Source organism: Streptococcus mitis (genome assembly GCF_946190325.1).
Taxonomy (GTDB): Bacteria; Bacillota; Bacilli; order Lactobacillales; family Streptococcaceae; genus Streptococcus; species Streptococcus mitis_CF.
Genome location: NZ_CAMHZR010000009.1, coordinates 1 through 13,554, shown reverse-complemented (window position 1 = coordinate 13,554; position 13,554 = coordinate 1). Strand labels below are relative to the sequence as shown.

Below are 13,554 nucleotides of genomic sequence, written 5' to 3'. Positions count from 1 at the left end.
TTCAATACTATCGAAAGAAAGTTGAGAAAAATGGCAGAAAAAACATATCCTATGACCCTAGCGGAAAAGGAAAAACTTGAAAAAGAATTAGAAGAATTGAAATTGGTCCGCCGACCAGAAGTGGTAGAACGCATTAAGATTGCCCGTTCATATGGTGATCTTTCAGAAAACAGTGAGTACGAAGCAGCTAAGGATGAACAAGCCTTTGTCGAAGGACAGATCTCTAGCTTGGAAACAAAAATCCGCTATGCTGAAATCGTTAATAGCGACTCAGTTGCCGATGATGAAGTAGCGATTGGTAAAACAGTTACTATCCAAGAAATTGGTGAGGACGAAGAAGAAGTTTATATTATCGTAGGTTCAGCCGGTGCGGATGCCTTTGCGGGTAAAGTTTCAAATGAAAGCCCAATTGGACAAGCCTTGATTGGCAAGAAAACAGGTGACACAGCAACTATTGAAACACCTGTTGGTAGCTATGATGTAAAAATCTTGAAGGTTGAAAAAACAGCCTAAAAACAGAAAAAAGGAGTGGGGAGGCAGTGCGCTTCACTCACTCCTTTTTCCATTTTAAATTGAATTGGAGACTATATGAGTTCAAAGAAGAAAAAAAATAAGATGGAACGCGGTTTAACTAATCGTCACGTGCAGGTTATGGCCATTGCTGGAACAATCGGAACAGGACTCTTTTTGGGAGCAGGTCGTTCTATTAGCCTAACAGGTCCGTCCATTGTACTGATTTATATGATTACAGGGGCCTTCATGTTCCTCATGATGCGTGCGGTTGGGGAAATGCTCTACCAAGACCCTGAGCAACATACCTTTATCAACTTTATCACGCGCCATTTGGGTAAGGGCTGGGGCTATTTCTCAGTTTGGTCTTACTGGCTATCCGTTGTCTTTATCGGTATGGCGGAAATCACAGCTATCTCTCACTATGTTCAGTTTTGGTTCCCTAGCTGGCCAAGTTGGATGATTGAGATTGGATTTTTGACCATTTTAGCCTTGGTCAATCTGATTGCAGTGAAGCTCTTTGGGGAAGTTGAGTTTTGGTTTGCTATGGTTAAGATTGTGGCTATTTTAGCTATGATTGCAACAGGAGTCTTTATGGTCTTGACTGGCTTTAAGACGCCTCATGGAGTAGCAAGCTTGGCCAATATCACCGACAATTTCTCCCTCTTCCCTAATGGTGGAGTGAACTTTGTCATGGCCTTCCAGATGGTTTTCTTTGCTTACCTCATGATTGAGTTTATCGGGGTAACAACCTCTGAAACCAAAAATCCACGTCAGGTTTTGCCAAAAGCCGTTAAGGAAATTCCTTTGCGAATCGTCTTTTTCTATGGTGGGGCTCTCTTGGCCATTATGTCCATCATCCCATGGCGTGAACTTGCATCGGCTGATTCTCCTTTTGTAACAGTATTTGAATTGGCAGGTATCAAGTGGGCAGCGGCCTTGATAAACTTCGTTGTTTTGACCTCAGCAGCATCTGCTCTTAACTCAACCCTCTACTCAACAGGTCGTCATTTGTATCAGATTGCCCATGATTCGCCAAATCCATTCTTAAAAGCAATCAAGGCGGATACCCTTTCTCGACACAATGTGCCACAAAATGCCATCATCGCTTCAGCAATCTTAATTGCTCTGGCTGCCTTTATCAATGTCTTGCCAGGTGTTTCGGATGCCTTTGCCTTGATTACGGCATCGTCATCAGGTGTCTATATTGCTATCTATATCTTGATTATGGTGGCTCACCTTAAATACCGCAAGTCACCAGACTTTATGGCGGATGGCTATCTCATGCCCCATTATCGTTTCCTAAATCCTTTAACCATGCTCTTCTTTGCCTTTGTCTTTGTAACCCTCTTTTTACAAGAGTCTACATTTGTAGGAGCAATCGGATCTGCTATCTGGATTATCGGTTTTGGGATTTATAGCCAGTGGAAATTTAGAAAATAGATTTGAAACTCATCAACTTAGGTTGGTGGGTTTTTGCTAGTTTGACAGCCTTTTGAAATAAGACTATAATACAAGCTGTATCAGTTTTCGAGGAGGTTTAGATGTACTTTAGATTGGAAAATAAGGAATCCCAGAAGGCGCAAGAAATTGGGAATTTGATTCGTGCTTATAACCGTTCAAAAAGAGAAGAGGCTGAGAGTGAGGCATTGAATCTTTATTTTGAAGATGAAAAAGGTAATCTCCTTGCAGGTTTGATAGCAGAGACTTTTGGAAATTGGCTAGAAATCAAGTATTTGTTTGTAAAAGAGGAATTGCGAGGGCAAGGAATTGGTTCAAAACTATTGCAGCAGGCAGAAAGTGAAGCTAAGAATCGAAACTGTCGTTTTGTCTTTGTCAATACTTACCAGTTTCAAGCGCCAGATTTTTATCAGAAACATGGATACAAGGAAGTCTTTGCTTTGCAAGACTATCCCTACACAGGACAAAGATTTTATTACCAAAAGGATTTGTAAGTAGAAGATGAAAGCATAAGGCAAAGAGGGGAGTTTGACATAAGTCTCGATAAAATACCCCTTAAATACTACAAATTGTGTCTTTCTAGACGATATTGAGGATAATGCATTAGATGTGAAATCCTACGATACTGTAGATGTTTTGAAAAAATTGAATAAGCAGAAAACTCTCTATCTTTTTGTGGTAGAGAGTTTTTTGTTAATAAAATCTTACAAAATGACATTTATATATTGCATTAAGTTAGATATATGATATAATAATGTTGAAAAGAGGCGCAACTTTTTAAAACTATAAGGAGGACGCAGGTGGCTAAAAATTTAAAATTAAAATTAGCTCGTGTGGAGCTTGATTTAACTCAAGGTCAACTGGCAGAGGCTGTCGGGGTGACGCGCCAGACTATTGGTTTGATAGAGGCGGGGAAATACAATCCCAGTCTCTCGCTCTGCCAGTCCATTTGCAGATGTTTAGGGAAAACCCTAGACCAACTATTTTGGGAGGAAGAAGATGGTAAATAAATTCATTCATTATCAATTACTTGACGAAAGAGAAGAACAACTAATCAATAAAGCTGGAGCAGAGTCCTTTTCACTCTTTATTGGGCTTGTACTTCTAAGCTATTTGGTGGCAGTGTTGGCTCCATCTCTTTTTAATCCGAATTTTCTAGTCTATACTCTGATAGTAGGAATTTTCTTCTTTTTCAATCGTGCCCGTTATCTGGGAGTGACCTACTATAGTCGTTTTCATTTTACGATTTTGGGTTGTTTTTTTCTAACTTTGGCTATTACGACTCTTTTGATGTTGCAGAATTATCAATTCAACATAGAAATTTATCAGCACAATCCTTTGAACCTTAAATACTTATCTGCTTGGGTCATTACTTATCTGATTTACCTTCCTTGGGTTTTTATCGGTAATCTCGGCCTTAAAAGTTATGGCGAATGGGCTCAGAAAAAATTTGAACAAGATATGGATGAACTGGAGAGTGGAGAATAGCTTGTTACTCTTTTCTCAATCCAGCCAAAATGTGTTATAATAGTACTAATTTATTGGAATACATGAAAGTTCTTGAAAATTTTCATGTGTTTCTAGCTAAGGAAGTAGGAAAAGTATGTATCCAGATGATAGTTTGACATTGCACACGGACTTGTACCAGATAAACATGATGCAGGTTTACTTTGACCAAGGGATTCACAATAAAAAGGCGGTCTTTGAGGTGTATTTCCGCCAACAGCCTTTTAAGAATGGCTATGCGGTTTTTGCTGGTTTGGAAAGAATTGTGAGTTATCTTGAAGACCTGCGTTTTTCAGATAGTGATATTGCCTATTTGGAGTCTCTAGGCTATCATGGGGCATTCTTGGACTATCTCCGCAATTTCAAGTTGGAGTTGACCGTTCGTTCTGCCCAAGAAGGGGATTTGGTTTTTGCTAATGAACCGATTGTGCAGGTGGAAGGCCCTCTAGTCCAATGTCAATTGGTCGAAACGGCCCTTTTGAACATCGTCAACTACCAGACCTTGGTGGCGACTAAGGCAGCTCGTATTCGTTCAGTCATTGAAGATGAACCTTTAATGGAGTTTGGGACACGTCGGGCGCAAGAGATGGATGCGGCTATCTGGGGAACACGCGCAGCGGTGATTGGTGGAGCTAATGGAACCAGCAATGTGCGTGCTGGTAAACTCTTTGATATTCCTGTCTTGGGGACTCACGCCCATGCCTTGGTACAGGTTTATGGTAACGACTATGAAGCTTTCAAGGCTTACGCTGCGACCCACAAAAACTGTGTCTTTCTTGTGGATACCTATGACACCCTTCGCATCGGTGTACCAGCTGCCATTCAGGTGGCGCGTGAGTTGGGGGACCAGATTAACTTTATGGGTGTGCGGATTGACTCTGGGGATATTGCCTACATTTCCAAAAAAGTCCGTCAGCAACTGGACGAGGCTGGATTTACAGAGGCTAAGATTTATGCTTCTAATGATCTAGATGAAAATACCATCCTCAACCTCAAGATGCAAAAGGCCAAGATTGATGTCTGGGGTGTGGGAACTAAGCTGATTACAGCCTATGACCAGCCAGCTCTTGGTGCAGTTTATAAGATTGTGGCCATTGAAGATGAAAATGGGAACATGCGCAATACCATCAAGCTTTCTAATAATGCGGAAAAAGTGTCTACGCCAGGTAAGAAACAGGTGTGGCGCATTACCAGTCGTGAAAAAGGCAAGTCAGAAGGAGACTATATCACTTATGACGGTGTGGATGTGAGCGACATGACGGAAATCAAGATGTTCCATCCGACTTATACCTACATCAAGAAGACCGTTCGTAATTTTGATGCCGTTCCTCTCTTGGTGGATATCTTCAAAGACGGAAAATTGATTTACAACCTGCCTAGCTTGACTGAGATTCAGGCTTATGCCCGTAAGGAATTTGACAAGCTTTGGGATGAGTATAAGCGTGTGCTCAATCCGCAGCATTATCCAGTGGATTTGGCGCGTGATGTATGGCAAGACAAGATGGATTTGATTGACAAGATGCGCAAGGAAGCTCTTGGTGAAGGAGAAGAAGAATGAGTTTGCAAGAAACGATTATCCAAGAGCTGGGTGTCAAACCAGTGATTGATGCCCAGGAAGAAATCCATCGTTCCATTGATTTTTTAAAAAGATATCTGGAAAAACATCCCTTCCTAAAAACTTTTGTACTAGGAATTTCTGGAGGACAAGACTCAACCTTAGCAGGTCGATTGGCTCAATTAGCTATGGAAGAACTGCGTGCAGAAACTGGAGATGACAGCTACAAATTTATCGCTGTCCGCCTGCCTTATGGAGTGCAAGCTGATGAAGCAGATGCTCAAAAAGCCCTAGCCTTTATCCAGCCAGATGTCAGTTTAGTGGTGAATATCAAGGAATCTGCAGATGCCATGACAGTTGCGGTCGAAGCAACAGGTAGTCCTGTTTCAGACTTTAACAAGGGAAATATCAAGGCTCGTTGCCGTATGATTGCTCAGTATGCCCTTGCTGGTGCCCATAGCGGAGCGGTCATTGGAACAGATCATGCTGCGGAAAATATCACAGGCTTTTTTACCAAGTTTGGTGACGGTGGTGCGGATATTCTCCCTCTTTACCGCCTCAATAAGCGTCAAGGAAAACAACTCTTGAAGGAACTTGGTGCAGACCCAGCCCTTTATGAAAAAATCCCAACAGCAGACCTAGAAGAAGATAAACCAGGTCTAGCTGATGAAGTAGCCCTCGGAGTCACTTATGAAGAGATTGATGACTACCTAGAAGGAAAAACAATCAGCCCAGAAGCTCAAACAAGAATCGAAAACTGGTGGCACAAAGGCCAACATAAACGCCACCTACCCATCACCGTATTTGATGACTTTTGGGAGTGAAAACCTCCAGTGGAGGTTTTCAGCCTCTCGCCTTGAAATAAGAAAGTGAGAGAAGGTCCGGGGGACCTTTTTACCCTGAGCATGGAAACAGGTAAGCGAAGAAGGTCTGAGAGACCTTTTTAGCTTATTACCTTGAAATTCAAAAGCAAAGCAAATATAAATGGAGATTGGACATAGAATCATCTATCAGAAAGCGAGGTAGTTTCGTGAAATCTATCGGTACACAAACATTACAGACAGAACGTTTGATTTTAAGAAGATTTGTGGAACGTGATGCAGAAGCCATGTTTCAGAATTGGGCTTCATCCGATGAGAATCTGACCTATGTCACCTGGGAACCTCATCCTGATGTCGAGGTGACTCGAAACTCGATTCGTAATTGGATTGCCTCTTATGCTAATCCCAACTATTACAAATGGGCCATTTGCCTCAAAGAAAATCCGGAGAAAGTTATAGGAGATATCAGCATCGTTGCAATAGATGATAACGATTCTTCTTGTGAAATTGGCTATGTGTTAGGCAAGAAATACTGGGGTCATGGTATGATGACAGAGGCCTTGAAAGCTGTCTTGGACTTTTGTTTTACTCAAGCAGGTTTTAAAAAGGTCAGAGCACGATATGCCAGTCTTAATCCAGCTTCAGGTCGTGTCATGGAGAAGGCTGGAATGTCCTATCTAAAAACTATTGCCAATGGTGTAGAGAGAAAAGGCTATCTTGCGGACCTTATTTATTATCAGGTAAGTAGTGAAGACTAGTGAATTTTCTTTTCAGTTTCCATCCAAGTCAGACTTTGTCTGGCTTTTTTTGCAATATTTTTTACATAACCTGATTAAATTCCTATTTTACCCTATCATTGTCCCTATTTTTTCTTGATTTTTGGGGCTATAATAGTCCTATCGAATCAAAGAATGGAGGAAGGCAATGGATAATATAATCTTTTTTATCAGTGTTTTTCTTGCTGGAATTCTTTCCTTCTTTTCTCCTTGTATCTTACCCTTGTTGCCAGTCTATGCAGGGGTCTTACTGGATGATAAAGATGGTGCTCAGGCTTCTAGTGGCAAATTTTCAATCTCACTTATTAGTTTATTGAGAACTTTGGCTTTTATAGCGGGGATTTCTTTTATCTTTATCTTACTGGGATATGGTGCTGGTTTTTTAGGAGACCTTTTGTATGCCTCTTGGTTTCAGTATGTGACGGGTGCGGTTATCATTCTCTTGGGATTACACCAGATGGAAGTCTTACATTTTCAGGGGCTCTACAAGGAAAGAAGGCTACAATTAAATAGACAGGAGCAAAAGGGGAACGGTTATAGTCAGGCATTTTTACTAGGGTTGACCTTTAGCTTTGCTTGGACGCCTTGTGTGGGACCGGTTCTGGGCTCTGTTTTAGCCTTGGCGGCTTCAGGTGGCTCAGGTGCTTGGCAGGGGGCTGCTCTCATGTTGGTTTACACGCTGGGTTTGGCACTACCATTTTTGGTTCTAGCTCTAGCCTCCAGCTATGTTTTGAAACATTTCCGAAAACTTCATCCCTACCTTGGAACTCTCAAAAAAGTAGGTGGCTTCCTCATTATCGTGATGGGAATTTTGGTTCTTTTGGGAAATGCTTCCATTTTGACTACATTATTTGAATAGAGAGGAAAAAGAAATGAAAAAATGGCAAACATGTCTCCTTGGAGTCGGCTCAATTTGTTGCTTGGCAGCCTGTTCGGCTAAAAACATGCCAGACGAATCTACTATGAAGGAGCAAACCAAAACAGAACAAGTCAGTGCGCAAACTGCTACTAAAGGTCAGGCGGTTGCTGATTTCGAACTGACGGGAGTAGATGGCAAGACATACCGCTTGTCTGATTACAAGGGAAAGAAAGTCTATCTCAAATTCTGGGCTTCTTGGTGTTCCATCTGTCTAGCCAGTCTTCCAGATACGGACGAAATCGCTAAAGAAGCTGGTGATGACTATGTGGTCTTGACAGTCGTGTCTCCTGGCCACAAGGGTGAACAAGCGGAAGCGGACTTTAAAAACTGGTACAAGGGCTTGGATTATAAAAATTTCCCAGTTCTAATTGATCCATCAGGCAAACTTTTGGAAAGTTATGGTGTCCGTTCTTACCCAACTCAAGCTTTTATAGACAAGGAAGGCAAACTGGTCAAAACGCAACCAGGTTTTATGGATAAGGATATGATTTTAAAGACATTGAAAGAAATGGGGTAGAGAAAGGTCATGAATGATAAAGTAAAATTGTTTGTCTTGGCAGGAATCTTTTTCCTAGCCATAACCGGTTTCTATTTTCTATTGATGCGAAATGCAGGGCAGACAGATAGCTCGCAAATTGAGAAAGCATCAGTTAGCCAAGGAGGAAAAACAGTGAAAAAAACAGAAATTAGTAAAGATGCAGACTTGCATGAAATTTATCTAGCTGGAGGATGTTTCTGGGGAGTGGAGGAATACTTCTCACGCGTTCCCGGAGTAACGGATGCTGTATCAGGCTATGCAAATGGTAGAGGGGAAACAACCAAGTACGAATTGATTAACCAAACAGGGCATGCAGAAACTGTCCATGTCACCTATGATGCTAATCAAATTTCCCTCAAGGAAATCCTGCTTCATTATTTCCGCATTATCAATCCAACCAGCAAAAATAAACAAGGAAATGATGTGGGAACCCAGTACCGTACTGGTGTTTATTACACAGATGACAAGGATTTAGAGGTGATTAACCAAGTCTTTGATGAGGTGGCTAAGAAATACGATCAACCTCTAGCAGTTGAAAAGGAAGCCTTGAAGAATTTTGTAGTGGCAGAGGATTACCACCAAGACTATCTAAAGAAAAATCCAAATGGCTACTGCCATATCAATGTTAATCAGGCGGCCTACCCCGTCATTGATGCCAGCAAATATCCCAAACCAAGTGATGAAGAATTGAAAAAGAACTTGTCACCTGAGGAGTATGCAGTTACCCAGAAAAATCAAACAGAACGAGCTTTTTCAAACCGCTACTGGGATAAATTTGAATCCGGTATCTATGTGGATGTGGCAACTGGCGAACCCCTCTTTTCATCAAAGGACAAGTTTGAGTCTGGTTGCGGATGGCCTAGTTTCACCCAACCAATCAGTCCAGATGTTGCCATCTATAAGGAAGATAAGTCTTACAATATGACGCGCATGGAAGTGCGGAGCCGAGTTGGAGATTCTCACCTTGGCCATGTCTTTACAGATGGGCCTCAGGATAAGGGTGGCTTGCGCTACTGTATTAATAGTCTCTCTATCCGCTTTATTCCCAAAGACCAAATGGAAGAAAAAGGCTACGCTTATTTACTAGATTATGTTGATTAAGAGGGCTTTCCTAAGCAGTTAGAGGAGAATTTTGCTATACTGATACTAGTAGATGACAAAGGAGAGAAGCATGACCTATACAATCTTAATCGTAGAAGATGAATATCTGGTAAGACAAGGCTTGACCAAACTGGTCAATGTAGCAGCCTACGATATGGAAATCATCGGTCAGGCTGAAAATGGAAGACAGGCTTGGGACTTGATACAAAAGCAGGTGCCGGATATCATTCTAACCGATATCAACATGCCTCAGCTAAATGGCATCCAGTTAGCCAGTCTGGTCCGAGAAACCTATCCTCAGGTGCATTTGGTCTTTTTAACAGGTTACGATGATTTTGATTATGCTTTGTCTGCTGTCAAACTAGGTGTGGACGATTATCTGCTCAAGCCCTTTTCTCGTCAGGATATTGAGGAAATGTTGGGGAAAATCAAGCAAAAGTTGGATAAGGAAGAAAAGGAAGAGCAATTACAAGATTTATTGACCGATAAGTTTGAGGGAAATATGGCCCAGAAAATCCAGTCCCATCTGGCTGATAGCCAATTTAGTTTAAAGTCTTTGGCCAGTGACTTGGGCTTTAGTCCGACTTATCTGAGTTCCTTGATTAAGAAAGAGTTGGGCCTGCCTTTTCAGGATTATTTGGTGCGAGAACGTGTCAAACAGGCCAAGCTCTTGCTTTTAACTACGGATCTGAAAATTTACGAGATTGCAGAGAAGGTTGGTTTTGAAGATATGAACTACTTTACCCAACGTTTTAAACAGATTGCAGGTGTGACACCTCGTCAGTTTAAGAAGGGGGAAGGTCGATGAAGCGTTCTTCACTCCTAGTTAGAATGGTTATTTCTATCTTTCTGGTCTTTCTCATTCTCCTAGCTCTGGTTGGGACTTTCTACTATCAATCTAGTTCTTCAGCCATTGAGGCTACCATTGAAGGCAATAGCCAAACGACTATCAGCCAGACTAGTCACTTTATCCATTCTTATATCAAAAAATTAGAAACCACCTCGACTAGCTTGACCCAGCAGGCGGACGTCCTAGCTTATGCTGAGAACCCCAATCAAGACAAGGTCAAGGGAATTCGAGATCTATTTTTGACCATTTTGAAGGCAGACCAGGACTTGAAAGCTGTTGTACTGGTAACCAAATCTGGTCAGGTCATTTCTACGGATGATAGTGTGCAGATGAAAACTTCCTCAGATATGATGACTGAGGATTGGTACCAAAAGGCTATTCATCAGGGAGCTAAACCAGTTTTAACTCCAGCTCGTAAATCAGATAGCCAGTGGGTCATTTCTGTCACTCAAGAACTTCTTGATGCAAAGGGAGCCAATCTAGGTGTACTTCGTTTGGATATTTCCTATGAAACTCTGGAAGCCTATCTCAACCAACTCCAGTTGGGTCAGCAGGGCTTTGCCTTTATTATCAATGGAAACCATGAATTTGTTTATCATCCTCAACATACAGTTTATAGTTCGTCTAGCGAAATGGAGGCCATGAAACCCTATATTGATACAGGACAGGGTTATACGTTAGACCATCAATCCTATGTCAGTCAAGAAAAGATTGCAGGAACTGATTGGACGGTGCTGGGCGTGTCTTCACTGGAGAAGCTAGACAAGGTTCGGAGTCAACTCATGTGGACCTTGCTCGGTGCTAGCGTTACATCTCTTCTGGCCTGTCTCTGTTTGGTGTGGTTCAGTCTTAAACGCTGGATTGCCCCTTTGAAGGATTTGAGAGAAACAATGTTGGAAATTGCTTCTGGTGCTCAAAATCTTCGTGCCAAAGAAGCTGGTGCCTATGAACTGAGAGAAGTGACTCGTCAGTTTAATGCCATGTTGGATCAGATTGATCAGCTGATGGCAGATGTGCGCAAACAGGAAGAAACGACCCGTCAGTATGAACTTCAAGCCTTGTCGAGTCAGATTAACCCCCATTTCCTCTACAATACTTTGGACACCATCATCTGGATGGCTGAATTTCAGGATAGTCAGCGAGTGGTTCAGGTGACCAAGTCCTTGGCGACTTATTTCCGCCTAGCGCTCAATCAGGGTAAAGATTTGATTTGCCTGTCTGACGAAATTAACCATGTCCGCCAGTATCTCTTTATCCAGAAACAACGCTATGGCGATAAGCTGGAATACGAAATTAATGAAAATCCTGCCTTCGATAATCTAGTCTTGCCCAAGCTGGTGTTGCAACCTCTAGTAGAAAATGCTCTTTACCATGGCATCAAGGAGAAGGAAGGTCAGGGACATATTAAAGTTTCTGTTCAGAAACAGTATAGAGGACTAGTCATCCGCATTGAAGATGATGGCGTTGGCTTCCAAGATGCTAGCGATAGTAGTCAGAGTCAGCTCAAACGTGGAGGAGTTGGTCTGCCAAATGTTGACCAGCGTCTTAAACTTCATTTTGGAGAAGATTATCAGATGAAGATTGATTCTGCACCTTGCAAAGGAACGACGGTTGAAATATACATAAATAGAATAGAAACTAGCTAACTCCCAGTCAATTCTGGGAGTTTTATGCGTAATTGGGCAAGCTTTCTAGGTTGTCTATCTTGCTAAAAACAAGAAAAAACGATATGATAGATAGTAACAAAAGAGGTATCAAGTATGAAGGAAAAAGACATTCAAAGAGAAACAAGCCAGATTGTAGAAGATGTGTTAGAAAAGGCCAATTTGAAGCAAGGATCTATCTTTGTTTTGGGCCTTTCTTCTAGTGAAGTGATAGGTGGTCAGATTGGTAAGGAATCCAGCCAAGAAATTGGGGAAATCATTGTGAAGACCATCCTAGATATCCTAGAGGAAAAAGGAATTCATCTAGCTGTTCAAGGTTGTGAACATGTCAATCGGGCCCTCGTTGTTGAACGTCAGGTTGCAGAGCAGTTTGCTCTGGAAATAGTTAGTGTCCTTCCTACCCTTCATGCAGGAGGTTCAGGTCAGTTGGCAGCCTTCAAGTTTATGCAAGATCCAGTTGAGGTTGAATTTATCAAGGCTCATGCTGGATTGGATATCGGAGACACTGCAATTGGCATGCATGTCAAGCATGTTCAGGTTCCGATTCGCCCTCTTTTGAGAGAAATTGGGCATGCCCATGTAACGGCTCTTGCTAGTCGTCCAAAATTAATTGGAGGTGCGCGTGCGCATTATCCACAAGATTCTATTAGAAAGTCATAAGAATGAGAAAAACAAAACAACAACTTGAAAAAATTACTAAATATTCCATTCGCAAGTTAACTGTTGGGGTTGGTCCTGTAGCCATCGGGGCCTTCCTTTTTGGTGCAAGTGCCCTTTCAGTAGATAAGGTACAAGCCAATGAAGTTGGTGGAGCTCATAGCGTTCATTACCGTTATTTGGCGGAGCAGGAATTGACCGAGTCTGAAAAAGCCTTAATTCACCATGAAGTCCCTTCGGAGTTTCAAGAGGATGATATTATCTATGCAGTGTATCGAAAGAAAGCTAGTACCTACCAAGAACTTCCTTATACAGGGAGTAAAGAATTAGCCTTGGCTGGTATAGGGTTGGCTACGGCTTCTTTGGCTGTTTTATTAATCTCTAAAAAACATCGTGGTAAGGTGCTTGGTGTCTTATTAATTAGTTCGATTGGTGCAAGCAACTTTGTTCCTTTCACCACATTTGCGTTTGAAAATAAAGAATTGCTTTCTTATAACCAAACTATTTCGGCTTCTACACATGAAGGTTTGGCTGAAGGGATTATCCACATTGATGGCTATGAATACATTGGTTACTTCAAGGAAGCAGAACTTCACCCATCAAGACCAGCTTCAGCTGAGAAGCCTCAGTTGCCAGTAGAAAAGCAAAGTGCAAATGAAATCGAGAAGACAGAAGTAGTTCAAGAAACACCAGTTTCTGAGAAACCTCAGACAAGACTGGAAGAGAGCTTGGTGGAGATTCCTTTTGAAACAGTCACAAGCCCAGATACCAATCTAGCAGAAGGACAGACTCGTATCGTCACAGCTGGAGTAAATGGTCAGCGTCGCATTGTAACCAAAGTATCGATGGTTAATGGTCAAGAAGTTAGAGAAGTCATCGAAGACCAAGTGGTTCAAAATCCTGTTTCGCAAGTCATTGCAGTCGGAACTAAGAAAGAAGAGCAACCTGCCCCAACTCCAGTACCACAAGCTGAACCAACGCATCAGGTAGCTAAAGGAACGCAAGAGGCAGGCAAAGCAGGTCAAGCCTTAACGCAACCAACCTTACCAGAGGCTCCAGTTGAAGCAAAAGGAACCCAAGAGGCAGGCAAAGCAGGTCAAGCTCTAACACAACCAGAACTACCAGAGGCTCCAGTTGAAGCAAAAGGAACCCAAGAGGCAGGCAAAGCAGGTCAAGCTCTAACACAACCAGAACTA

General features: G+C 42.1%; 15 protein-coding genes. All 15 read left to right on the top strand.

The window, feature by feature from the left end:
• Positions 1-30 precede the first annotated feature (30 nt).
• Positions 31-513, top strand: a complete 483-nt coding sequence (greA, locus tag N8M95_RS08600; protein WP_000818748.1) for a transcription elongation factor GreA — start codon at positions 31-33, stop codon at positions 511-513.
• Positions 514-588: 75 nt separating this feature from the next.
• A complete protein-coding gene (locus N8M95_RS08595; protein ID WP_020903458.1) occupies positions 589-1,953 on the top strand; it encodes an amino acid permease in 1,365 nt (454 codons plus the stop codon).
• Between the two features lie 101 nt (positions 1,954-2,054).
• Positions 2,055-2,465, top strand: coding sequence for a GNAT family N-acetyltransferase (locus tag N8M95_RS08590; protein WP_261117030.1), 411 nt, complete (start codon positions 2,055-2,057; stop codon positions 2,463-2,465).
• A gap of 306 nt (positions 2,466-2,771) precedes the next feature.
• Positions 2,772-2,981 carry a helix-turn-helix transcriptional regulator gene (locus N8M95_RS08585; RefSeq protein WP_001107500.1) on the top strand — a complete coding sequence of 70 codons (210 nt, stop codon included), beginning with the start codon at positions 2,772-2,774 and terminating at the stop codon, positions 2,979-2,981.
• Positions 2,971-3,459 carry a DUF6773 family protein gene (locus N8M95_RS08580; RefSeq protein WP_261117029.1) on the top strand — a complete coding sequence of 163 codons (489 nt, stop codon included), beginning with the start codon at positions 2,971-2,973 and terminating at the stop codon, positions 3,457-3,459. Before N8M95_RS08585 ends, N8M95_RS08580 begins: the two co-directional genes overlap by 11 nt.
• A gap of 115 nt (positions 3,460-3,574) precedes the next feature.
• Positions 3,575-5,035 (top strand): nicotinate phosphoribosyltransferase, encoded by a 1,461-nt coding sequence (locus N8M95_RS08575; RefSeq protein ID WP_084947015.1) that lies wholly within the window; start codon positions 3,575-3,577, stop codon positions 5,033-5,035.
• Positions 5,032-5,856 (top strand): ammonia-dependent NAD(+) synthetase, encoded by an 825-nt coding sequence (gene nadE, locus N8M95_RS08570; RefSeq protein WP_261117028.1) that lies wholly within the window; start codon positions 5,032-5,034, stop codon positions 5,854-5,856. The genes N8M95_RS08575 and nadE overlap by 4 nt, the downstream gene beginning before the upstream one ends.
• Before the next feature lie 206 nt (positions 5,857-6,062).
• Positions 6,063-6,611, top strand: coding sequence for a GNAT family N-acetyltransferase (locus N8M95_RS08565; RefSeq protein ID WP_261117027.1), 549 nt, complete (start codon positions 6,063-6,065; stop codon positions 6,609-6,611).
• A 166-nt stretch (positions 6,612-6,777) separates the two neighbouring features.
• Positions 6,778-7,488: a thiol-disulfide oxidoreductase-associated membrane protein CcdA2 gene (gene ccdA2, locus N8M95_RS08560; protein ID WP_261117026.1), complete on the top strand. Its 711-nt coding sequence runs from the start codon at positions 6,778-6,780 to the stop codon at positions 7,486-7,488.
• Positions 7,489-7,501: 13 nt separating this feature from the next.
• Complete coding sequence (locus tag N8M95_RS08555) at positions 7,502-8,065, top strand: redoxin family protein (protein WP_261117025.1); 564 nt, start codon at positions 7,502-7,504, stop codon at positions 8,063-8,065.
• Positions 8,066-8,074: 9 nt separating this feature from the next.
• A complete protein-coding gene (msrB, locus tag N8M95_RS08550) occupies positions 8,075-9,187 on the top strand; it encodes a peptide-methionine (R)-S-oxide reductase MsrB (RefSeq protein WP_261117024.1) in 1,113 nt (370 codons plus the stop codon).
• Between the two features lie 70 nt (positions 9,188-9,257).
• Positions 9,258-9,995 (top strand): response regulator transcription factor, encoded by a 738-nt coding sequence (locus N8M95_RS08545; RefSeq protein ID WP_049539829.1) that lies wholly within the window; start codon positions 9,258-9,260, stop codon positions 9,993-9,995.
• On the top strand, positions 9,992-11,683 hold the full coding sequence (locus N8M95_RS08540; protein ID WP_261117023.1) for a cache domain-containing sensor histidine kinase: 1,692 nt from the start codon (positions 9,992-9,994) through the stop codon (positions 11,681-11,683). Before N8M95_RS08545 ends, N8M95_RS08540 begins: the two co-directional genes overlap by 4 nt.
• A 114-nt stretch (positions 11,684-11,797) precedes the next feature.
• Positions 11,798-12,361 (top strand): TIGR01440 family protein, encoded by a 564-nt coding sequence (locus N8M95_RS08535; RefSeq protein ID WP_049510992.1) that lies wholly within the window; start codon positions 11,798-11,800, stop codon positions 12,359-12,361.
• A gap of 2 nt (positions 12,362-12,363) precedes the next feature.
• On the top strand, positions 12,364-13,554 hold a 1,191-nt coding region (locus tag N8M95_RS08530; RefSeq protein ID WP_261117022.1), incomplete at its 3' end, for a G5 domain-containing protein.